Origin of the sequence: Achromobacter pestifer, from assembly GCF_013267355.1 — a bacterium.
Lineage (GTDB): Bacteria > Pseudomonadota > Gammaproteobacteria > Burkholderiales > Burkholderiaceae_B > Achromobacter > Achromobacter pestifer_A.
On record NZ_CP053985.1, the window covers coordinates 6,844,703 to 6,867,053 of the forward strand.

At 66.6% G+C, this 22,351-nt stretch carries 18 protein-coding genes; 7 read left to right on the forward strand and 11 right to left on the reverse strand.

All coding sequences use genetic code 11. The features are described 5' to 3' along the window. Nucleotides 1-122: 122 nt before the first annotated feature. The 4 genes from FOC84_RS32195 to FOC84_RS32210 all read left to right on the forward strand — a co-directional run bounded on the left by FOC84_RS32195 (nt 123) and on the right by FOC84_RS32210 (nt 5,555). Nucleotides 123-1,877, forward strand: coding sequence for a PAS domain-containing sensor histidine kinase (locus tag FOC84_RS32195; RefSeq protein ID WP_173149509.1), 1,755 nt, complete (start codon nt 123-125; stop codon nt 1,875-1,877). Further along, nucleotides 1,874-2,500: a response regulator transcription factor gene (locus FOC84_RS32200; protein ID WP_088140080.1), complete on the forward strand. Its 627-nt coding sequence runs from the start codon at nt 1,874-1,876 to the stop codon at nt 2,498-2,500. Before FOC84_RS32195 ends, FOC84_RS32200 begins: the two co-directional genes overlap by 4 nt. Then, nucleotides 2,497-3,348, forward strand: coding sequence for a bifunctional methylenetetrahydrofolate dehydrogenase/methenyltetrahydrofolate cyclohydrolase FolD (folD, locus tag FOC84_RS32205; protein WP_173149511.1), 852 nt, complete (start codon nt 2,497-2,499; stop codon nt 3,346-3,348). The genes FOC84_RS32200 and folD overlap by 4 nt, the downstream gene beginning before the upstream one ends. A 140-nt stretch (nt 3,349-3,488) precedes the next feature. Next, entirely contained in the window at nt 3,489-5,555 is a 2,067-nt protein-coding gene (locus tag FOC84_RS32210; protein ID WP_173149513.1) for a M3 family metallopeptidase, read from the forward strand. 50 nt (nt 5,556-5,605) lie between these two features. On the opposite strand, the gene FOC84_RS32215 is transcribed toward FOC84_RS32210, so the two are convergent. Further along, the gene (locus tag FOC84_RS32215) at nt 5,606-6,352 is read right to left on the reverse strand and encodes a class I SAM-dependent methyltransferase (protein WP_173149515.1); all 747 of its coding nucleotides are present in this window, start codon (nt 6,350-6,352) and stop codon (nt 5,606-5,608) included. A 247-nt stretch (nt 6,353-6,599) separates the two neighbouring features. Here FOC84_RS32215 and FOC84_RS32220 point away from each other — a divergent pair, with 247 nt between their 5' ends. Next, nucleotides 6,600-7,214, forward strand: a complete 615-nt coding sequence (locus tag FOC84_RS32220) for an SCO family protein (protein ID WP_173149517.1) — start codon at nt 6,600-6,602, stop codon at nt 7,212-7,214. A 128-nt stretch (nt 7,215-7,342) separates the two neighbouring features. Then, nucleotides 7,343-7,594, forward strand: a complete 252-nt coding sequence (locus FOC84_RS32225) for a GlsB/YeaQ/YmgE family stress response membrane protein (RefSeq protein ID WP_088140076.1) — start codon at nt 7,343-7,345, stop codon at nt 7,592-7,594. Between the two features lie 65 nt (nt 7,595-7,659). On the opposite strand, the gene adeC is transcribed toward FOC84_RS32225, so the two are convergent. From adeC to FOC84_RS32240, 3 genes are read right to left on the reverse strand one after another with little or no spacing between them, the layout of a single operon-like run. Further along, nucleotides 7,660-9,129, reverse strand: coding sequence for an AdeC/AdeK/OprM family multidrug efflux complex outer membrane factor (adeC, locus tag FOC84_RS32230; protein WP_302053183.1), 1,470 nt, complete (start codon nt 9,127-9,129; stop codon nt 7,660-7,662). Then, nucleotides 9,126-12,308, reverse strand: coding sequence for an efflux RND transporter permease subunit (locus FOC84_RS32235; protein ID WP_173149521.1), 3,183 nt, complete (start codon nt 12,306-12,308; stop codon nt 9,126-9,128). Before FOC84_RS32235 ends, adeC begins: the two co-directional genes overlap by 4 nt. 17 nt (nt 12,309-12,325) lie before the next feature. After that, nucleotides 12,326-13,522, reverse strand: coding sequence for an efflux RND transporter periplasmic adaptor subunit (locus FOC84_RS32240; RefSeq protein WP_438800857.1), 1,197 nt, complete (start codon nt 13,520-13,522; stop codon nt 12,326-12,328). 252 nt (nt 13,523-13,774) lie between these two features. Between FOC84_RS32240 and FOC84_RS32245 the strand changes: the two genes are divergently transcribed. After that, nucleotides 13,775-14,680, forward strand: coding sequence for a LysR family transcriptional regulator (locus FOC84_RS32245; protein ID WP_173150570.1), 906 nt, complete (start codon nt 13,775-13,777; stop codon nt 14,678-14,680). 87 nt (nt 14,681-14,767) lie between these two features. On the opposite strand, the gene FOC84_RS32250 is transcribed toward FOC84_RS32245, so the two are convergent. The 7 genes from FOC84_RS32250 to FOC84_RS32280 all read right to left on the reverse strand — a co-directional run bounded on the left by FOC84_RS32250 (nt 14,768) and on the right by FOC84_RS32280 (nt 22,298). After that, nucleotides 14,768-15,499, reverse strand: coding sequence for a pseudouridine synthase (locus FOC84_RS32250; protein ID WP_173149523.1), 732 nt, complete (start codon nt 15,497-15,499; stop codon nt 14,768-14,770). A gap of 37 nt (nt 15,500-15,536) precedes the next feature. Continuing rightward, nucleotides 15,537-17,036 (reverse strand): M81 family metallopeptidase, encoded by a 1,500-nt coding sequence (locus FOC84_RS32255; RefSeq protein WP_173149525.1) that lies wholly within the window; start codon nt 17,034-17,036, stop codon nt 15,537-15,539. A gap of 33 nt (nt 17,037-17,069) precedes the next feature. Then, a complete protein-coding gene (locus tag FOC84_RS32260) occupies nt 17,070-17,705 on the reverse strand; it encodes an ANTAR domain-containing response regulator (protein WP_173149527.1) in 636 nt (211 codons plus the stop codon). Nucleotides 17,706-17,707: 2 nt separating this feature from the next. Next, entirely contained in the window at nt 17,708-18,871 is a 1,164-nt protein-coding gene (locus tag FOC84_RS32265; RefSeq protein WP_173149529.1) for a transporter substrate-binding domain-containing protein, read from the reverse strand. 61 nt (nt 18,872-18,932) lie between these two features. After that, complete coding sequence (locus tag FOC84_RS32270; RefSeq protein WP_173149531.1) at nt 18,933-19,649, reverse strand: ABC transporter ATP-binding protein; 717 nt, start codon at nt 19,647-19,649, stop codon at nt 18,933-18,935. Beyond that, the gene (locus tag FOC84_RS32275; RefSeq protein ID WP_173149533.1) at nt 19,646-21,472 is read right to left on the reverse strand and encodes a branched-chain amino acid ABC transporter ATP-binding protein/permease; all 1,827 of its coding nucleotides are present in this window, start codon (nt 21,470-21,472) and stop codon (nt 19,646-19,648) included. The genes FOC84_RS32270 and FOC84_RS32275 overlap by 4 nt, the downstream gene beginning before the upstream one ends. Next, on the reverse strand, nt 21,465-22,298 hold the full coding sequence (locus tag FOC84_RS32280) for a branched-chain amino acid ABC transporter permease (protein WP_173149535.1): 834 nt from the start codon (nt 22,296-22,298) through the stop codon (nt 21,465-21,467). Before FOC84_RS32280 ends, FOC84_RS32275 begins: the two co-directional genes overlap by 8 nt. Nucleotides 22,299-22,351: the final 53 nt, after the last annotated feature.

Below are 22,351 nucleotides of genomic sequence, written 5' to 3' on the forward strand. Positions count from 1 at the left end.
TGAACGCAAGCTGAACGCTTTGGCGTCATACTTTTACGCAGGTACTCCAAAAGGATGAGCCGAATCCCGGCAAATCCCTGCCAACACGCACTAAAATGCGCGGTCTATCCGGCCCGAATTCCATGTCCAGCGCGCCCAAGTCCAATATTCCTACGCCGTTCCACGATCACGCCCGCAATCGCCGACGCGGGGTGTACTGGATCACGCCAGCAATGGTGCTGATCCTCTATATCTGTGTGATGGCGGTGTTTTTCTGGCTGCAGCGCATCCATGACGACAGTGTCATGTTTGTCACCATCGACCAGGAAATGCGCCAGCAGCGCCTGATCTGGGTGGTGCTGGCCCTGTCCTGTGTGATCGTCATCAGCCTGCTGATGCTGTGGCGCTATACCCGCTTCCGTTCGGCGGCCGAGGCTGCCCTGATCGCCGAAACCGGTTTTCGCCGCGCCATGGAGAACTCCATGTCCACCGGCATGCGCGTGCTCGACATGGAAGGCCGCATCGCCTATGTGAACCCGGCCTTCTGCCGCATGATCGGCTGGAACGAGGCCGACCTGATCGGCCGCAGCCCGCCCTTCCCTTATTGGGTGCCGGGCCGCCACGAACAGCATCAGCACACCCTGGACGTGCTGATGTCCGGCAAGACCCCCAGCAGCGGCCTGGAAGTCGAGGCGCAGCGCCGCGACGGCTCGCGCTTCACGGCGCGCATGTATGTGTCCCCGCTGCTGGATCCCAACGGCAACCAGATCGGCTGGATGACCTCCATGACCGACATCACCGAACCCAAGCGCATCCGCGAGGCCCTGACGGCCGCGCACGAGCGCTTCATGACGGTGCTGGAAGGCCTGGACGACGCCATCTCGGTCACCGCCGACACCCACGACGGCCTGGAGCTGCTGTTCGCCAACCGCACCTACCGCCGCGTGTTCGGCGCCCAGACCGGCGGCCACGACGAGCTGCTGGCTGGCCGCCGCGGCCGTTTTACCGACGAATCCGTGGAAGTCTTCGCGCCGTCGGTGCAGCGCTGGTTCGAAGTGCACCACCGCATGCTGGCCTGGACCGACGGCCGCCGCGTGCGCATGCAGGTGGCGCGCGACATCACCGAGCGCCGCGTGCACGAAGAGGCCTCGCGCGTGCAGCAGGAAAAGATCCAGCTCACCAGCCGCCTGACCACCATGGGCGAAATGGCCTCGTCGCTGGCGCACGAACTGAACCAGCCGCTGACCGCCATCGCCAACTACAGCATGGGCGCGGTCGCCCTGGTCAAGGCCGGCCACACCAGCCCCAACATGCTGCTGCCGGCCCTGGAAAAGGCCGCCTCGCAGGCCGAGCGCGCCGGCAAGATCATCAGCCGCATCCGCGAATTCGTGAAACGCAGCGAGCCCCGCCGCCAGCGCGTGGCAATCAGCCGGATCGTGGACAATGCCATCGGCTTCGCCGAGATCGACGCCCGCAAGCGCCGCATCCGCATCGACCGCTTCGTGCCGTCGAACGCGCCGGACGTGCTGGCCGACCCCATCCTGATCGAGCAGGTGCTGCTGAACCTGCTGAAGAACGGGCTGGAGGCCATGGAAAATAGCGAATCCGACGAACTCAAGGTCGCCGTGATCCTGCATGAACAGCACATCGAGGTCGCGGTGGTCGACCGCGGCCACGGCCTGGCCGAACCCGAGCGCCTGTTCGAACCCTTCTTCAGCACCAAGACCCAGGGCCTGGGCATGGGGCTGAACATCTGCCGTACCATTATTGAATCGCACCATGGCCGCCTGTGGGCAGACCCCAACCCTGCCGGCGGCACCATTTTCCGCTTTACCCTGCCCTGCGCTGCACCCCAGTCGCAGGCCCAGAACGATCAGTCCGAGGAGTTGCACGCATGAACACGCCCCACCTGTCGAGCACGGTTTTCATTGTTGACGACGACGAAGCGGTCCGCGATTCGCTGCGCTGGCTGTTGGAGGCCAATGGCTATCGCGTCCGCGCCTACGCCAGTGGCGAATCCTTCCTGGAAGACTACGACGCCGGTCAGATCGGGGTGCTGATCGCCGACGTGCGCATGCCCGGCATGAGCGGCCTGGAGCTGCAGGAACAGTTGATCGCCCGCAATGCCCCGCTGCCCATCGTGTTCATCACCGGCCACGGCGACGTGCCGATGGCCGTGTCCACCATGAAGAAAGGCGCGGTCGACTTCCTGGAAAAGCCCTTCAATGAATCCGACTTGCGCGAGATCGTGGCGCGCATGCTGGAGCAGGCCACGCAGCGCGTGAGCAAGCACCAGGCCCAGAAAGACCACGAAGCCATGCTGGCGCGCCTGACCGCGCGCGAGCAGCAGGTGCTGGAGCGTATCGTCGCGGGCCGCTTGAACAAGCAGATCGCCGACGACCTGGGCATCAGCATCAAGACCGTAGAGGCGCACCGCGCCAACATCATGGAAAAACTGGAAGTGACCACCGTAGCTGATTTGATGAAAGTGGCCTTGGCCAAACCCGAGGCGACGGCATGACCGCTAGAATTATCGACGGCGCGGCCCTGTCGGCGCGCATTCGCGAAGAAGCTGCCCAACGCGTTGCGGCCCTGGCCGCCAAGGGCGCTCGCCCCGGCCTGGCCGTGGTGCTGGTGGGTGAAGACCCCGCCTCCCAGGTGTATGTCCGCAACAAGGTTGCCGCCTGCGAAAAGGCCGGCCTGCATTCCGTCAAGGAGCAGTACCCCGCGGACATGACCGAGGCCGAACTGCTGGCCCGCATCGCCATCCTGAACCAGGACCCGACCATCCACGGCATCCTGGTGCAATTGCCGCTGCCCAAGCACATGGACTCGCACAAGGTCATCGAAGCCATCGCGGCCGAGAAGGACGTGGACGGCTTCCATATCAGCAACGCCGGCCTGCTCATGACCGGCCAGCCCCTGTTCCGTCCCTGCACGCCCTACGGCGTGATGAAGATGCTGGAAGCGGAAGGCGTGACGCTGCGCGGCGCCGAAGCCGTGATCGTGGGCGCCAGCAACATCGTCGGCAAGCCCATGGCGATGCTGCTGCTGCAGGCCGGCGCCACCATCACCATTTGCAATTCCAAGACCCGCGACCTGGCGGCCCAGACCCGCCGCGCCGACGTGCTGGTGGTCGCCACCGGCAAGCCCGGCATGATCGACGGTTCGATGATCAAGCCCGGCGCGGTCGTCATCGACGTCGGCATCAACCGCGGCGCCGACGGCAAGCTGTGCGGCGACGTGGACTTCGCCTCGGCCAAGGAAGTGGCCGGCGCCATCACGCCCGTTCCGGGCGGCGTGGGCCCCATGACCATTGCCATGCTGCTGGTCAATACCATCGAAGCGGCCGAACGCGCCGCAGCCTGACGGCCGGTGCGCCCGCGGCCAGCCAGGCCGCGGGATGGGTATTGCGATCTGCCCTTGCGTTCAGGCAGATCGCCCTCACCTGATTCTCATGCCCTTGCCGGCGCCGTGGCGCCGCCCACCTCTTCCCAGCCTGTAACACCATGACCCAGAACCCCCTGCTCGCCCCTGTCTCCGACCTCGTCGACTACGCGGCCGTCAAGCCCGGGCACATCGTGCCCGCGGTCGAGGAATTGCTGGGCATCGCCCGCCAGGCCGTGGACCGCGCCGCCGACCCCGCGCTGGCGCCCACCTGGGATGCCGTGGTGGAACCGCTGGACACGGCCTCGGAACGCCTGTGGCGCGCCTGGTCGGTGGCCGGCCACCTGAATGCCGTGGTCAACACGCCGGAGCTGCGCGAAGCCTATAACGCCGCTCTGCCCCTGGTGACTGAATTCTCCACCTGGGTCGGCCTGCACGAAGGCTTGTACAAGCAATATCAGCGCCTGGCCGCCGCCCCCGACTTCGCGTCCTGGACGCCGGTGCGCCGCCGCATCGTGGAAATGGCGCTGCGCGACTTCCGCCTGAGCGGCGTGGAGCTGCAAGGCGCGGACCGCGAACGCTACGCCGCCATTTCCGACCGCGAGGCCCAGTCCTCGCAGAAATTCTCCGAAAACGTGCTGGATTCGATCGACGCCTGGTCGCTGCTGGTCGAGGACGAAGCCCGCCTGGCCGGCATTCCGGCCGACGTGCGGGCCGCCGCCCGCGCCGCTGCCGAGGAAGACGGCAAGCCGGGCTGGAAGCTCACGCTGAAGATGCCGTGCTACCTGCCCGTCATGCAGTACGCCCAGGACCGCTCGCTGCGCGAGGCGCTGTACCGCGGCTATGGCACGGTGGCGTCGGAACACGGCGACGGCAAGTTCGACAACTCGCCGCTCATCGAAGAGCTGCTGGCCCTGCGCGCCGAGGAAGCCGGCCTGCTCGGCCTGGGCACCTTCGCCGCGTTGCGCCTGCAGACCCGCATGGCGCGCGACGCGCAGGAAGTCACCGTGTTCCTGCGCGACCTGGCCGCGCGCGCCAAGCCTTACGCCCAGCGCGACCTGGCGGAATTGAAAGCCTACGCCACCGGCGAACTGCGCCTGGACGATCTGCAGCCCTGGGACGTGGCCTACGCTTCAGAGCGCCTGCGCGAATCGCGTTACGCCTACTCCGAAGACGAGGTGAAGCAGTATTTCACCGAGCCGCGCGTGCTGTCGGGCCTGTTCGAGGTCATCGAAACCCTGTTCGACGTGCGCCTGGCGGAAACGCCGGTGTCGTCCTGGCACGGTGATGTGCGCGGCGTGCGCGTGGAAAGCCCCAAGGGCGAACTCATCGGTTACCTGTACCTGGACCTGTACGCCCGCGCCGGCAAGCAGAGCGGCGCCTGGGTCGACAGCGAGCGCACGCGCCGCGTCGTGGGCGGCAAGTTGCAAACGCCCATCGCCTACCTGACCTGCAACTTCTCGCGCCCCAACGGCGACAAGCCCGCCGTCCTGACGCACGACGACGTCATCACGCTGTTCCACGAAACCGGCCATGCGCTGCACGCCCTGCTGTCCGAGGTGGACGAGCCTGGCGCGGCGGCCTTCGCCAGCGTGGAGTGGGACGCCATCGAACTGCCCTCGCAGTTCATGGAGAACTTCTGCTGGGAATGGGCGGTGGTACAGAAGCTGTCCGCCCACGTCGACACGGGCGAGCCCCTGCCGCGCGCGCTCTACGACCGCCTGGTTGCCGCCCGCAACTACCAGAGCGGCATGCAGACCGTGCGCCAGATCGAGTTCGCGCTGTTCGACATGCAGATGCATGACCGCGCCCGGGGCGCCTCCATTGCCGAAGTGCTGGCCCTGCTGCAGGAAGTGCGCCAGGAAGTGGCCGTGCTGTTCCCGCCGGCCTGGCACCGCCTGCCGCATGCTTTCTCGCACCTGTTCGCGGGCGGCTACGGCGCGGGCTACTACAGCTACAAGTGGGCGGAAGTGCTGTCGGCCGACGCCTACGAAGCTTTCGAGGAAGCCGCGGCACGCCAGGCCGGCAACGCCCTGGGCACGCTGGACCCGGAAACCGGCGCGCGCTTTCGGCGTGAAGTGCTGGCCGTGGGAGGGTCGCGCCCGGCGGCCGAATCCTTCGCCGCCTTCCGCGGACGCGCACCGCGCATCGATGCCCTGCTGCGCCATAGCGGCATGACGCCCGCCTGAGCGTCAGCTTCCCAGTCGCTACCCGACGGCCCGCCCTGGCGGGCCGTTTTCTATGCAGCGTCGACCGGCCGGCGCGCCGACATCACCAGCCAGCGCCCGTGCACGGACTGGTCGGAACCGGCCTGCTTCCAGTAGCGGCGGCTTTCCTCGTCCTGCGCCTGTTTGAGTCTGCGGCCGTAATACAGGCGGGACGGCATGGCCAGCACATGCTCCACCATGCGCTTGGGCTTGATCTCGTCCACGTCGTGCAAGCTGATGTCCGTGAAACCGTAGTGCTTGAACAGCAGGTGCAGCTGCGGAAAGCTCCAGGGGAAGTAAGTGACGTAATCCTCGCCGCGCTGCCGTCCCACCATGGGCCGGAACCCCGAATGGAAACCGCGCAGCAGGAACTGCAGGCGCGAACGGAAATACCAGGTGTTGGGCGTGGTGACGATCAGAGTGCCGCCCGGACGCAGCGCGCGGTAAAGGCTCTGCACCAGCACGCCGGGGTTGGTCAGCAAATGGATCGCCTCGCAGCAGACCACGGCGTCATAGGGCTCGGCAACCGTCAACGGTGTTTCCAGGTCGTGCTCCGTCACGCGGCGGTAGCCGCCGTCCGCCGGGGGAAACTCCCACAGGCCCACGCCGTCGATATCGACCTGGCGGCCGCTGGCGGCGGGCAGCATGTCGCCCAGCCAGCCTAGTCCGCAAGGCGCGTCCAGCACCGAATCCGCCAGGCGGCTGCGCAGGATGTCGAGCACGACGGGGTAGTAGGGATAGTAGGGATAGCCCAAGGAATTCCTGACTGGCATGTCCATTTGCGGCGCCTCTGGATTCTGAAATCTGACACGGCCCTGAATGTAGCGGCAGCCATGGCACCGGGTCTGGCGAATTCGCCAGATCCAAACAATAAACAGACAAAGCTTTACAAGTGGGCAAGCCGGTTCCGCCCCCTCGGCTTGCGCCAGGACAAGCCGCCCCAAGCCGGCGCCCCCTCCCCGCTCTGCCCTGCCCGCGGCTTGCGGGTAGAATCAAAAGGTTTACCCCCTACCGGCCCTTGGACTCATGCGACACCTCATTTCCGGCCGCGCCCTGCGCGGCCTGCTGCTGACCCTGTGCGTGTTTCTCGCTGCCTGCGGCGACAGGAACGTCGACTGGACCCTGTACAACGTAAAGGGGCACCTGCCCGACCTGAAGTTCTCGCTGCCCGGCGCGGGCGGCAAGACGGTCAGCAGCGACGACCTGAAGGGCAAGACGGTGCTGCTGTTCTTCGGCTATGCCAGTTGCCCCGACATCTGCCCGACCACCATGGCGCAGTTGACCGCCGTGCTGCAGAACCTGGGCGACAAGGCCCGCGATGTGCGCATCCTGTTCGTCAGCGTGGACCCGCACCGCGACACGCCGGACATCCTGCAGGCCTACGTCAACGCCTTCAACAACAACGCCATCGGCGTGACCGGCGACGAGAAGCAGATCGCGGACCTGGCGCGCCGCTATCGCGTGGCCTACCAGATCGAGAAGCCGCGCCCGGGCGACGACGCCGACATGTACGAAGTCACGCACAGCCGCGGCGTGTATATATTCGACAAGGATGGGCAGGCCCGATTGCTGGCTTCCGACACCGACAGCATCGAGGCCATGACCCGGGACGTGCGCCAACTGATCGACCTGACTTCCTGAGCGCCCGCCCGCGCGGGACGGCATGTTGCCTGCCTGCGCCATACACCAGTTGTTACAACCGCTGCGCGCGGGGCGTGGGTATCATCTAGCCACACTGCCCCCTTTTACTTCCAGCAAGGAGTACGCGCATGAGCATCATCATCATGATCATCGTCGGGTTCGTCGTGGGCCTGATCGCCCGCGCCATCATGCCCGGAGACCAGAACATGGGGATCATCATGACCACCATCCTGGGTATCGTCGGCTCGGTCGTCGCCGGCTTCCTGGGCCAGTCGCTGGGTTGGTACGCGCCGGGCGAACCCGCCGGCTGGATCGGATCGGTCGTCGGCGCGATCGTCGTGCTGTTCGTGGTGGGCCTGATCGCCAAGAAACGCACCTGACGTCCTGCTGGATCTGAAATGAAAACGGGCCGATCGAAAGATCGGCCCGTTTTTTTTGCCTGCCCTTATTGCTGCTGGGCCTGCGCGGTGACCGTGCGTTCGGTCCAGCCGCCGCCCAGCACCTTGTACAAGGTGACCAGGTTGGACAGCCTGGCCCGGCGCGTGTCCACCAGCGCCTGCTGCGCGGTGTACAGCGAACGCTGCGAATCCAGCACGCTCAGGTAGTCGTCGATGCCTTGGCGGAACCGCTGGTCCGACGCGTCATAGGCGCGCTGGTTGGCGGCCACCAGGAGGCGCTGCGCCTGGATCTGCTCGTCCAGGGTGCCGCGCCCAGCCAGGGCGTCCGCCACTTCGCGGAAACCCGTCTGGATCGATTTCTCGTACTGCGCGACCTGGATGTTCTTCTGCACCTTGGCCAGATCCAGGCCGGCAAGCAGCGAGCCGCCCGCGAAGATCGGCACGGTGATCTGGGGCACGAAGCTCCAGGCGCCGGAGCCGCCTTCGAACAGGCCGCCCAGGCTGGCGCTGGCGGTGCCAGCCGAACCCGTCAGGCTGATGGTCGGGAAGAACGCCGCGCGCGCCGCGCCGATATTGGCGTTGGCGCCCTTCAACTGGTGCTCGGCCGAACGGATGTCCGGGCGGCGGGCCAGCAAGTCCGACGGCAGGCCGGCGGGCAAGGTGGTCGGCAGCATGGCATCGTCGAGCTTGACCGCGTTGTCCAGCGCCGCCGTCATTTCGGGCGACAGCGGCTGGCCCACCAGCAGGACCAGCGCATTGCGGTCCTGCGCGGCCTGGCGCGTGTACTGCGACAGGTTGCGCTCGGCGGTGCGCAGCGACACTTCCGCCTGGCTCAGGTCCAGCGCCGTGGACAGGCCCTGGTCATAGCTCTGCTGCGTGAGCTTGAAGGAATCCTGCTGGCTCTTGAGCGTGTCGCGCGTCAGGCTCAGGAGTTCCTGGTCGGCGCGCAGGGTCAGGTAGGCGTTGGCCACTTCGGCGATCAGCGTCAGCTGGGTCGCCGTGCGGGTTTCGTCCAACGCCAGATAGGATTCCAGCGCCTTGTCGCTCAGGCTGCGGATGCGTCCGAACAGGTCCAGTTCCCAGGCCGACATGGCGGCGCCCACCTGGTAGCTGTGGCTGGTGGTGGCGCGGCCGCTGGCCGACAAGTCGGCCGGCGAGCGCTGGGCCGTTTCCTGGCCGGCGATGCCCACGCTGGGCATCAGATCGGCGCGCTGGATGCGGTACTGCGCGCGCGCCGCCTCGACGTTCAGGGCCGCCACGCGCAGGTCGCGGTTGTTTGCCAGCGACTGCTCGATCAGCTGTTGCAGCAGCGGATCCGTGCCGAAGAAATCGCGCCAGCCGATGTCGGCGGTCAAGAGGCCGCCGGCGTCGGCGGGCTGGGCCGCCTGGTAGGACGGACCCGTGGGATAGGCCGCATCGACCGGCGCGTCCGGCCGTTCGTAGGTGGGGGCCAGCGAGCAGCCCGCCAGGGCCGCCGCCAGGGAAACAGACAGCAAGGTTCTCATCGGGAATGTCATTGCGGTTGGCCCTCCGTCGACACGGCCTGCGTACCGTTGACGCTGGTGTCGTGCACATCGACGTTTTCGCTCATGCGCTTGACCTTGAAGACGCGCAGCATGATCACGAAGAAGGCCGGAACGAAGAAGATGGCCAGGAAGGTGCCGGTCAGCATGCCGCCGATCACGCCCGTGCCGATGGCGTTCTGGCTGCCCGAACCCGCGCCCGACGAGATCGCCAGCGGCGTCACGCCCAGGATGAACGCCAGCGACGTCATCAGGATGGGACGCAGGCGCTGGCGCGCGGCATGGATGGCCGACTCGGTCAGGCTGGCGCCCTGCTCGTAGTGCTCCTTGGCGAACTCCACGATCAGGATGGCGTTCTTGGCCGCCAAACCGATGGTTGTGAGCAGGCCCACCTGGAAGTACACGTCGTTGGACAGGCCCCGCAGCATGGTGGCGAGCAAGGCCCCGATGATGCCCAGGGGCACCACCAGCATCACCGCCGACGGGATCGTCCAGCTTTCGTACAGCGCCGCCAGGCACAGGAACACCACGATCAACGAGATGGCGTACAGCGCGGGCGCCTGGGCGCCGGACAGGCGTTCCTCGAACGACAGGCCGGTCCATTCAAAGCCCACGCCCACCGGCAGCTTGGACGCCAGGCTCTCCATTTCCGCCATCGCCGCGCCCGAGCTGTAGCCCGGCGCCGCCTGGCCCTGGATGTTGTACGACGGCACGCCGTTGTAGCGGTTCAGCTTCTGCGGACCGTAGCTCCAGGTGGCCTTGGCGAACGCCGAGAACGGCACCATGTCGCCCGCCTTGTTGCGCACGTACCATTTGTTCAGGTCTTCCGGCAGCATGCGCGAGGAAGCCTCGCCCTGCGCGAACACCTTCTTCACGCGGCCGCGGTCGATGAAGTCGTTGACGTACGACGACCCCCAGGCGGTGGCCAGCGTGCTGTTGATGTCCGAGACGGCCACGCCCAGGGCGCGCGCCTTCTCGCGGTCGATGTCCAGCTGGTACTGCGGCGCGTCTTCGATGCCGTTGGGGCGCACGCCCTGCAGGACCGGACTCTTGGCGGCTTCGCCCAGCAGCTGGTTGCGCGCGGCAAGCAGCTTCTCATGGCCCACGCCGGCGCGGTCCATCAGCTGGAAGTCGAAGCCGGTCACGTTGCCCAGCTCCATGACGGACGGCGGCGGCACCACGAACAATTGCCCGCGGCGCTCCGTCTTGCGGAAGTGCGCGTTGGCACGCTGCGCCACGGCGCCGGCCTTGAGGCGGGCGTCGCCGCGTTCTTCCCAGTCGCGCAGCTTGATGAACAGGATGGACGCGTTCTGGCCGCGGCCGCCGAAGTTGAAGCCGTTGACCGCGAACACCGAGGTGACGGCGTCCTTTTCCTCGGTCAGCAAGTACTTGGTGGCGTCGTCGATGACGGCCTTGGTGGCTTCCGCCGTGGCGCCGGCGGGCGTCTGGATCTGGGCGAACAGAATGCCTTGGTCCTCATCCGGCAGGAACGCGGTCGGAATGCGGGTGAACATCCAGCCCATGGCTAGGACCAGCGCCAGGTAGATCACCATCAGGCGCTTGCTGCGGTTCAGGCCGCGCGCGACGGTATTGGCGTAGCCGTTGCTGCTGCGCTCGAAGCTGCGGTTGAACCAGCCGAAAAAGCCCTTCTTGGCGCCGTGATGGCCCTTGGGGATGGGCTTGAGCAAGGTCGCGCACAAGGCCGGCGTGAACACGATGGCCACGATCACCGACAGCACCATGGAGGACACGATGGTGATGGAGAACTGGCGGTAGATCACGCCCGTGGAACCGCCGAAGAAGGCCATGGGAATGAACACGGCCGCCAGCACCATGGCGATGCCGATCAGGGCGCCGGTGATCTGCGACATGGACTTGCGGGTGGCCTGCTTGGGCGACAAGCCTTCTTCCGCCATCACGCGCTCGACGTTTTCCACCACCACGATGGCGTCGTCCACCAGCAGGCCGATGGCCAGCACCATGCCGAACATGGTCAGGGTATTGATGGAATAGCCGAACGCCGCCAGCACGCCGAACGTGCCCAGCAGCACCACCGGCACCGCCAGCGTCGGGATGATGGTGGCGCGGAAGTTCTGCAGGAACAGGTACATCACCAGGAAGACCAGGATGATGGCCTCGATCAGCGTCTTGAACACCTCATGGATCGACAGGCTGACGAACGGCGTGGTGTCGTACGGATAGACCACGTCCATGCCCGGCGGGAAGTAAGGCTTCAAGTTGTTGATGGTGTCGCGCACCGCCTGGGCCGTATCCAGCGCGTTGGCGCCCGGCGCCAGCTTGACCGCCAGGCCCGAGGCCGGCTTGCCGTTGTAGAAACTGTCGATGGCGTAGGTCTGGCCGCCCAGCTCGATGGTCGACACGTCGCCCAGGCGCACTTGCGAACCGTCGGCGTTGACCTTGAGCAGGATGCGGCCGAAGTCTTCCGCCTTTTCCAGGCGCGACGGCCCGATGATGGTGGCGTTCAACTGCTGGCCGCGCACGGACGGCAGGCCGCCGAGCTGGCCGGACGACACCTGCACGTTCTGTTCCTTGATCGCGGTCACCACGTCGACCGTGGTCAGGCCGTAGTTGACGAGCTTGGCCGGATCCAGCCAGATACGCATCGCGTACTGCGAACCGAACAGCTGAAAGTCGCCCACGCCCTGCGTGCGGCTGATGGGATCCTGGACGTAGGAGGCGACGTAGTCGGCCAGGTCGTCCTTGGTCATCGAGCCGTCGGTGGACACGAAGCCCGCCACGATCAGGAAGTTCTTGGTGGCCTTGGTGACGCGGATGCCCTGCTGCTGCACTTCCTGCGGCAAGAGCGGCTGCGCCAGCGCAAGCTTGTTCTGCACCTGGACCTGCGCGGTATCAGGGTTGGTGCCCTGGGAGAAGGTCAGGGTGATGGACATGCTGCCGTCGGAGTTGCTTTCCGAGGAGATGTACTGCAGCCCGTCCAGGCCGTTCATCTGCTGCTCGATCACCTGCACCACGGTGTCCTGCACGGTCTGCGCGGACGCGCCCGGGTAGGTCACCGCGATGCCGATGGCCGGCGGCGCGATGTTGGGGTATTGGGAGACCGGCAACTTCAGAATGGACAGCGCGCCGGCCATCATCAGCACGATCGCGATCACCCATGCGAAAACTGGTCTATCGATAAAAAACTTTGCCATGCAAGGCTCCCTGACTACTACTGCTTGGCCGCCGCGGCGGCTGCTTGCGGCTGCTGCACGGGCTGCGCGGCGCTGGCTTCGGTGGCGACCACTTCAGCCCCCGGGCGCACCATCTGCAAGCCTTCCACGATGACCTTTTCGCCGGCGGCCAGGCCGCTGGTGACCAGCCACTTGTCGCCGATGGCGCGGTCGGTCTTCAGTTCACGCAATTCGACCTGGTTCTTGGCGTTGACCACCAGCGCCGTCGGGACGCCGCGCTGATTGCGCGTCACGCCACGCTGCGGCACCAGCAGGCCGTCGGCGGCCACGCCGTCGGCCAAGCGGGCGCGCACGAACATGCCCGGCAACAGGCGGCGGTCCGGATTCGGGAACACCGCGCGCAAGGTGACCGAGCCCGTACCCTGGTCGACCGTGACTTCCGAGAACTGCAGCTTGCCCGGCTGGGCGTACTGCGACCCGTCTTCCAGGGTCAGCGTCACCAGCGCGGCCTGCTCGCCGTCGGCCTTTTTCAGCTGACCGCTGGCCAGCGCGTTCTGCAAGCGCAGCAGCTGGACGCTGGATTGGGTCACGTCGACGTAGATGGGATCGATTTGCTGCACCGCGGCCAGCGCCGTGGTCTGGTTGGCCGTGACCAGCGCGCCTTCGGTCACCGCCGAACGGCCGATGATGCCGTCGATGGGCGACAGCACCTTGGTGTAGACCAGGTTGATGCGCGCCGTGTCCAGCGCCGCCTTGGCCGACAGCACATCGGCGGCGGCCTGGTCGCGCGAGGCGACGGCGTTGTCATAAGTCTGCTGGCTGACCGCGCGGGTGGCGACCAGCGGCTTGTAGCGCTCGGCCAGCAGCGCGGCCGTCTTCTGCTGCGCCTGGGCGCGCGCCAAGGCGGCCTTCTGGCTGTCCAGGCTGGCCTGGTAGAGGGCGGGATCGATCTGGTAGAGCTGCTGCCCCGCCTTGACTTCGCCGCCTTCCGTGTAGAGGCGTTTCTGGACGATGCCGTTGACCTGGGGGCGCACTTCGGCCACGCGGAATGGCGAAGTGCGTCCGGGCAGCTCGGTGGTCAGCGCAACGGGCTGCGTGGCGAGCGTCACTACCGTTACCTGGGGTTTGCCCGCCTGGGGAGCGTCTTGCTTCTTGCCGCAAGCGGCCAGAGCGAGGGCCGATGCCGTCAGCGTGACGACCGCCGCGCTGCGCCACATAGCGCTTTTCTTATCCATAGATTGCATTCCCGATTTCAACAAAAAAAAAGCCCGCCCCGGATCGCGTCTATGCGGTCCGTGCGCATCGATGGGGTGGATTTGCCTCGAACACGCAGGCTGGGCTTTGTCGCATTGCTGCATTGCAGAACCCGCATTCTGAGTTATCCCGCCCCAGAAACAAAGAGGCATGTTGAGAAAACATCATTCCATTTATGGGACAATGGCCGCACCAGACTATGACAAAATTCGGTCATGAAACGCTTGCAAGGCATGGAACTTTTCGTCGAGGTCGCCAAAACGCGCAGTTTCAGCCGCGCGGCGGTGATCTTGGGCATCCCGAAGTCGACCTTGTCCCGCCAGGTGGCCGAACTGGAGCGGTCCGTCGGCTTGCGGCTACTCAGCCGCACCACCCGCAAGGTCGAGCTGACCGACGCCGGGCGCCTGTACTTCGAACGCTGCCAACGCATCGTGGCCGAAGCGCAGATCGCCCACGAAGAACTGCAGAAGCTGGTCGATACGCCGGCCGGGCCGCTGCGGGTGAACATGCCCGCGGATTTCGGCACGGACTTCCTGGCTGAATCGTTCATGGAATTTTCCCGCCGCTACCCCGACGTCACGTTTTTCCTTGATCTGGCCAATCCGGACCACGCGCAGCGCGTGTTCCAGACCTGCGATATTTCGATCGAAATCGGCGAACTGCCCGATTCGTCACAGATTGCGAGGCTGCTGGGCATGCTGCCCGCCCATCTGTACGCCTCGCGCGAATACCTGGAAAAGCACGGAGAACCGCTGCATCCCAGCGACTTGACCCGGCATGAGTGCATAGAGTTCCGCGCCAAGGGCGCCGGACAGGTCACGCCCTGGCCCTTGACCGACGGCCGCCAGCACATCGAATTCACGCCGGGCAACCGCTTTTCCGTCAACGGGGTCGCCATGGCGCGGCGCCTGGCCATCCTGGGCGCGGGCATCGTGGTGCTGGTGGGCGGCCAACAGGCGGAACAGCAGTCCGGCCAATTGCAGCGCGTGCTGCCCGACTGGCAACTGGGTCCGCTCCCGGTCTACGCCGTGACCGAGACGCGGCTACTGCCCGCCAAGACCAGGATCTTCATCGAATTCCTGATGGAGCGCCTGGGCAACACAGGGCACGCGAAGAATACTCCTGCTTTCATGAAATAAGCGGGAGTCGGAAACAGACTGAAAAATCTAGGACTGGCCGACATCACCTGTCAGCCAGACCGCCTAATCAGAAACCGGAAACGGACATCAGAAGCGCTCGTCCTCGCGCAGGTAGCGCCACTGCCCCAACGGCAAGTCGCCCAGCGATACCCGCCCGATGCGCACGCGCTTCAGGCCGATCACTTTCAGGCCGACCAGCTCGCACATGCGGCGGATCTGCCGTTTCTTGCCCTCGCGCAGCACGAACCGCAGCTGGTCGCTGTTTTGCCAGCGCACCTGCGCCGGCTTGAGCGCCTTGCCATCCAGGGACAGGCCGTGGTTCAGCAGCGCCAGCCCGCTCTCGGACAGGCTGCCCTGCACCCGCACCAGGTATTCCTTGTCCACGCTGGAATCTTCGCCGATCAGGTGCTTGGCGATGCGGCCGTCCTGGGTCAGCACCAGCAGGCCTTGGGAATCGATGTCCAGGCGGCCGGCCACGGCCAGCCCGTCCAGGTGCGAACGCTCGAAACGCTGCGGCGCGCGGTCGCCGGCATAGCGGGAACGGGAGTCGATCAGCGCCACGGCGGGCGTATAGCCCTTTTCAGCCTGGCCCGACACATAGCCCACGGGCTTGTTGATCAGGATGGTGACGCGCGAGGTCTGGCGCGCCTGAGCGGCGCGCTCCAGGGTGACGACCTGGTCAGGGTAGGCCCGGGCGCCCAGTTCGGACACCACGATGCCGTCCACGCGGACCCAGCCGCGCTCGATATAGGTGTCGGCCTCGCGGCGCGAACACAGCCCACGCTCGGACATGAGCTTGGAGATACGTACTTTTTCCATGGCCGGTATTGTATGCGGACGCCGTCCGGCCCTTGCCTCAGGCGGCCGGATCGTAGTCCGAAGGCGCCATGGGATCCAGCGGATGGAGCGGCCGGCTGCGCCGCTGGTAAGGAAACAGCGCAAAATCCGAACTGGTGACGCCCTCGCTGGCGCATTCCACCAGCGCCTGGGAGATAGGCTCGAACACCGGGCGGCAATACATGCGCGACTTCACCAGCACAAAGCGGGCCCGGCGCGGATCCAGCCCCATGCTCTCGAACACGCCCAGGTCCCAGGGCTCGTGGGTTCTCTCGGTGATCACCAATTGCGCGGCGCCGATGTCCAGCACCGCGCTGCGGCCCATGCATGCCGTCTGCCCGGTGTAGGTCGGGCCGGTGATGACATATTCGCCGTTGGTCACGGCCTGGACCACGCCGCGCAGCAGCACGGGCGCCGCCGGACGGCCGATGGCTGGAATCGGCCGCTTGTTGCCCACCAGCAGTTCGACTTGGGCGCCCTTGCCCGCCGCAGCCAGCGCCTCGACGGCCTCGGGGTCGCAATACAGCCCCGCAATGATGCCAGTCAGGCCGGCGTCGACCGCCGCCATCAGCACCTCCATGGTGTCGCAGGTGCCGCCGGACATGCAGTTGTCGCCGTGGTCGAGCAAAAGCACGGGCTTGTCCGCGCCGCGGGCCAGTTCCGCCGCGCGGGCCAGCGACTCGCCCAGGGGCTCGCTGTCGTAGAAGTAGCCGTCGCGCTCGGCCCAGATGGCCGCGGCCAGCCCGCTCGCGACCCGTTCCGCCTGCTCCTGCGGACCCGAGCCCACCACGACCACGCTCAGGCACGGGTCGGGGATGTCCGCCAGCGCAAAGCCCGCCAACACGGAAACGCCCAGGATGCCGTCCTTTTCCGCGCCCCGCGCCGCCTGCACCGCGCGGTTCATGGCGCCCTGGGCCGTGGCGCTGCGCAGGGTGTGCGTCATCAGCGGCAGGCGGCGCCAGGCCATGACCGGGCGCGGACCGCCGTTGAGCCAGTCATACAGGATGCGCCCCGCGTGCTCGCCGGTCTCGTACATGTCCACGTGCGGGTAGGTCTTGAAGCTGACGATCACGTCGGCATTGGCCATCATCTTGGGCGTGACATTGCCGTGCAGGTCCAGCGCCACGGCGATGGGCACGTCCGGCGTGCGCCGCCGCAGGCGCTCCAGCAGGTCGCCCTCGCCATCGTCGGTGGTCTCGGCCACCATCGCGCCATGCAGATCGAGCAGAATGGCGCCACAGCCCTGCGCGCCGGCCACGATCGCGTCGCACAGCCGGCTATAGGCGTCCGCCGACACCGGGCCGCTGGGGTAAGCGGTGGCGGAAACCGCCGTGACCACGGTCGCCCCATTGGCCTCGGCAATATCGATGAAGGCCGACATGGCCGTGCGCTTGCCCTTGTTATCTGCATAGGCCTGGGCGCCGAAGGCAGGGCCGTCATTGCCGAACGCGGACAGCGGCGTGGGCACCGGCGAGAACGTATTGGTCTCGTGGTTCAGGCGGGCGATCATGACCTTCATTGTCGGGCTCCTCGGCATGCGCATTCAGTGCGTTCAGTGGTTCTGGGACGGGCCCGGGCGCAAGGCTCCCAGGCCAAGTTTTTCCATGGCTTCGCTGGCCTCGATGATCATCGCAGCCACTTCCGCCACGCTCACGCGCAGGCCGGTCGCCCGGGTCCGCATGTGCTCATAGGCGGCGCGCTCATCCAGGCGCTGGTGATCCATCAGCACCCGGATGGCCTTCTCGATGACGCGCCGCGCCTTGATCGTGCTTTCCAGCTTGTTGATCTTGGACTGCTGGCGGCTCTGGAATTGCTTGGCCGAACGCGCCAGCACCAGCGTGCTGAGCACCCCGGCCGAGCGGAACGGCCGCGTCAGCACGCCATGCGCGTTGGTCTTGAGCAGCTGTTTCAGCGTGGTCGGGGTTTCGTACTCGGACAACGCGATCAAGGTGGCCTCGACCTCGCTGGCCGACCAGGCGGCGCTGTTGCCGCCGCATTGCGACACCTGGAAGAAGATGACGTCCACTCCCGCGGGCGGACCGTCCGGAAACGGCCAGTGCAAATGGATGCGGCAACCGATGCGCTTGAGCTGTTCGACCAGCAGGTCGCGGTCCTCGCCCGGCGGATACACCACGGCGACGGCCACACTGCGCAGGTCCTCGTAGAGGCGGCGTAGGCTATGGTCCATGGCTATTTCAACCAGAACTCGTCCAGACCGAACGCGGTGAGGTACGGGTCCGGCTTCACGGGTTCATCGCTTTGCCAGACGATGTCGAAGCGCCCGTCCTCGCGGCATACGCCGATGCGCGGCGTCAGCACGCTGTGGTTGTTTTCCGCCAGCACGGACATCTGCCCGTCCGGCGCATCGAACTGCACCTGGTGCACCGCCTGCACCAGCTTGCGGGTGTCCATGCTGCCCACGCGCTGCAAAGCGCGCGCGAACAGGTGCATCTGGCTGTAGCAGGTCTCGGCATAGACGCTGGCGGGATGGTCGCCGAAGCGCGCGCGCCAGCGTTCCAGGAAGTGCGCATTGGCCGGCGTGTCCACCGTGTTGAAGTAGGTGGCCGCGGTGATATGCCCCACGCAGCGTCGCGGCCCGATCTCCGCCACCTCCGACTCCGCCATCGTCAGGCTGGCGATGGGAATATGCGCGGTGGCCGCGCCTTCGGCCTGGCAGGCCTCGTGATAGCGCTGGTAGAAGCGTTGCGCATCGGCGCCGATCAGCGTGGAAAACACCACGTCGGGCTGGATGCGGCGGATGTCCGCGACCACGTCGTTGATCTCGCTGTCGTCGCAGCCCAGCGGCAGATAGGTTTCATCCAGGATCTCGCCGCCGTGCTCCTCGACGGTCTCGCGCATGATGCGGTTGGTCTCGCGCGGATAGATGTAGTCCGCGCCCACCAGAAAAATGCGCGAACCGCAGTTCTGGATCAGGTAGGCCGCCAGCTGCATGCTGCCCTGGTTCGGCGCCGCCCCGGTATAGATGACGTTGGGCGAATACTCGAAGCCTTCGTAGACCGAGCCGTACCACAGCAGGGAATTGCTGCGCTCCACCACCGGCAGCATGGCCTTGCGGCAGTGCGAGGTGCAACCGCCGAAAATGACGCTGACCTCGTCGTCCAGCAGCAGTCGGGCCGCCAGCCGGCGGTATTCCTCGGCATCGCTGCGCGGGTCGTACACCACGGGCGCCAACGGCCGTCCCAGGACGCCGCCCAGCTCATTGATCTCTTCCACCGCCAGCACCGTGCCGAAGAAATGCTGCGACTCCGTCGTGCCGGTGACGCCGCTGCGCGAATAGAGCACGCCGATGCGCCAACCGGACCGCTGCGCGTCCTGGTCCTGGAGCGAGGTCATGATGGAATCCTTGAGCGGGTATTGCGTGTGTGCGTCATGGCGAATTCGGGCCGGATGGCGTTCAGACTTTCAGATGAGCAATGATATTGCCCGCCGCCCCGGACGCGCCAGCCTCGCCTGCATCGACGATGCTGCCCTGCTTGAGCACCAGATACCGGTCGGCCACGTCCAGCGCAAACGCCACGTTCTGCTCGACGATGAACATCGTGGTGCCGTGCCGCTCGCGCTCCCAGTTCAGCGCCCGGCCCAACCGCTCGATCACCGAGGGCTGTAGCCCTTCGGTGATCTCATCCAGCAGCAGCAACGCGGGCCGCTGCATCAGCCCGCGCGCCACCAGCAGCATTTTCTGTTCTCCGCCCGACAGCGTGCCCGCATGCTGGCGCAAGCGGGTCGTGAACACCGGAAACAGCTCGGCGATCTCGGCGAAGCGCTCGTCGAACAGCTGCTCGCGCGGCAGCCCCAGGCGCAGGTTGTCGCGGATGCTCAGGTCGGGAAACAGCGGTTGCTCCTGGGCCGCGTAGGCGACGCCGCAGCGCGCCACTTCGTGCGGCCGCAGCCGGGTCGCGTCCACCCCGCCCACGCTGACGCGGCCGCGCTGCTTGGGCAGATAGCCCATGACCGTCTTGAGCAAGGTGCTCTTGCCCATGCCGTTCTTGCCCAGCAAGGCCACGCACGAGCCCCGCTCCACCGAGAGCGATACCTCGTGCAGCACCATGGCCCTTTTGTAGCCGCTGGACACTTCTTCCAAGCGCAACGCCGGCGCGGCGATACTCGTCATTGCCCTGCTCCTTGCGCAGCCGGCGCGCTGCCCGCGTAGATGGTGCGCACCAGTTCGGATTCCACGACTTCGCGGAATCCCCCGTCCATGACGATGCGGCCCTGATGCAGGACCACGATGCGCGTCGCGATTTCCTTGACGAAATCCAAGTCGTGTTCCACCAGCAGGCAGCACAGGCCATAGCGGTGCGCCAGCGACGACAGCACATGGCCGATCTGCTGGCGCTCGGCCTTGCTCAGCCCGGCCGTCGGCTCGTCCAACAGCACGATGCCCGGTTCCAGCGCCAGCACCATCGCCAGTTCCAGCGCCTGCTGCTGCCCGTGAGAGAGGTCACGCGCGACGCCGTCCAGGCACTGGTCCAGGCCCGTCACCCGCAGCGTCTCCAGCGCATAGGGGGGCAGATCCAGCGTGGGCGAGCGGCGCCACCACGACGGCCGCTCGCGCAGCGTGGTGGCGATGCGCAGGCTTTCGGCCACGGTCAGCGTGTCGAACACGTTGGCGTTCTGGAACTTGCGGCCCAGCCCGTGGCGCACGCATTGTTCCGGACCATCGCGCCGCACTTCGTGGCCATAGAGTTCCAACCTGCCCTGGGACCGCTCGGCGCCATCGGCGATACAGCGCATCAGCGTGGTCTTGCCTGCGCCGTTGGGGCCGATCAGTCCCAACAGCTCGCCTCCGCGGGCTTGCAGGTCGATGCCTTCCAGCACCTTCAGGCTGCCGAAGTGCTTGGACACGCCCGCCAGGCTCAAGGCCAGGGCCGCGCCGCCGGCTTGCCGCGCAGGAATGGCGCGCTCGCCCAGCGCGGGCGTGGCCGCCCGCCCCGCCCTTGCGCGCCAGGGCGCGGTCAGCAGGGGCAGGAGCCCGCGCGGCAGCAGCAGGATCACCAGCACAAAGGTCACGCCCAGCAGCAGCTGCCAGACGAACGGCATGTTGCCGCTGAGATAGGAGCCCGCGACGTTGATGAGGATGGCTCCCAGCACCGGGCCCCAGATGGTGCCGCGTCCGCCCAGCGCCACCCAGATGATCAGCTCCGTGCCGAAGACGAAGCCCGTGAGCTCCGGCGCCACCACGCCGCTGAACGCGCCATAGCCGAAGCCTGCCAGGCCAGCCACGGCGCCGCACACCACCAGCAGCGCGATGCGCCAGTGAGCGGTGTTCAGGCCGAGGTAGCTGCAACGCGCCTCGTTGTCGCGCAGCGCCACCAGGATGCGGCCGCCGTCGCTGCGCACCGCCACCCAGGCCAGCAGCGCCACCACCGACAGGCCGCCAGCCGCGATCACGTACCAGGCCTCCAGCGACAGGTCGAAGGTCTCGTAGCCCGTCAGGCCGGATGAAGAGCCGGTAAAGGTGCCGCCGGACAGCATCAGCTGCATCAGGACGATGGGCAATACCAGCGAGATCACCGTGGCGAAGAACGGCGAGGCCCCGCGGTAGAACGACAGCCAGCCCGTCACCAGCGCCAGCAGCGCCGCGGCGCCCACCGCCGCCAGCGCGGCCAGCGCGGCGATGCCAGGCGAGAATCCGTAGTGGGTGAAGGCCAGGCCCGCGGCATAGGCGCCCACGCCGAAAAACGCGGACTGGCCGAAAGTCAGGTAGCCGGTGTAGCCCCACAGCACATCCACGGTAACCGCCGCCACGGCGAAGAACAGCGCCTTGATCAGCACGTTCAGCAGATAGGTGTCGAACAGCCAGGGCCCCGCCGCGGTCAGGACCAGGCAGAGCCCGGCCAGGCCCAGCAGGCTGCGGCTGCGCGAGGCCTTTTGCAACGAGGCGTCATCGGCGGCGCCGGCCAGCGTTTGAGGAATCAATGCGCGGTCAGTCATGGGCGAATCCTTGAGGACGCAGGCGCAGCGTCAGCGCGGCCAGGACGGCGATGGTGACGCCGCCCAGGATCGGGCTGACGTAGACGCTTACCAGCACCTGGCAGGCGCCGTAGACCAGGCAGGTCAGCATGAGCGCGGTGATCGAATGCCCCGACACCATGACCAGCATGAAGGCGCTGACCAGCCACGGCAGTCCCATGTTCGGATCGACGCTGGACAAGGGCGTGATCAGCGCGCCGGCCAGCGCGCCCAGCCCCGCGCCCAGGCCGAAGGTGGTGAAACGGATGCGCTCGGCGTTGATGCCCAGGCCGCGCGCCAGGTCCTCGTTCATGATCACCGCCCGGGTCCGCACGCCAAAGCGCGTGCCGCTGAGCAGCAGCGTCATGGCCGCATACATCAGCAGGGCCGCCGGCACCAGGAACAGCCGGTACGCCGAATACTCCGTGCCCAGGAAGGACACGGCGCCATGGATGGGCGAATCCGCGAACTTCACTTCGCGCCCGAACGCCATGGTGATGAGCTGGCCGATCACGATGCCCAGCCCCCAGGTGGCCAGGATGGCGTCCAGCGGCCGCTTGTACAGCGGCTGCACAATCAGGCGTTCCACGCCCATGCCCACCAGCACGCCGACCGCCAGCGCGAACGGCAGCGCCAGCCAGGGGTTCAGCCCCAGCTGCGTCACCACCAGGCTGGCATAGCTGCCCAGCGTAAGAATCGCGCCATGCGCGAAATTGACGATCTTCATCACGCCGAAGATGATCATCAGCCCGGCCGTCACGATGAACAGCATGGCGGCCGTGCTCAGGATGTCCAGCAGCAAACCCATATCGCTCTCCGGCGCCGCCGGCAGGACCGGCGGCGCGTGTCATGGCATGGCCG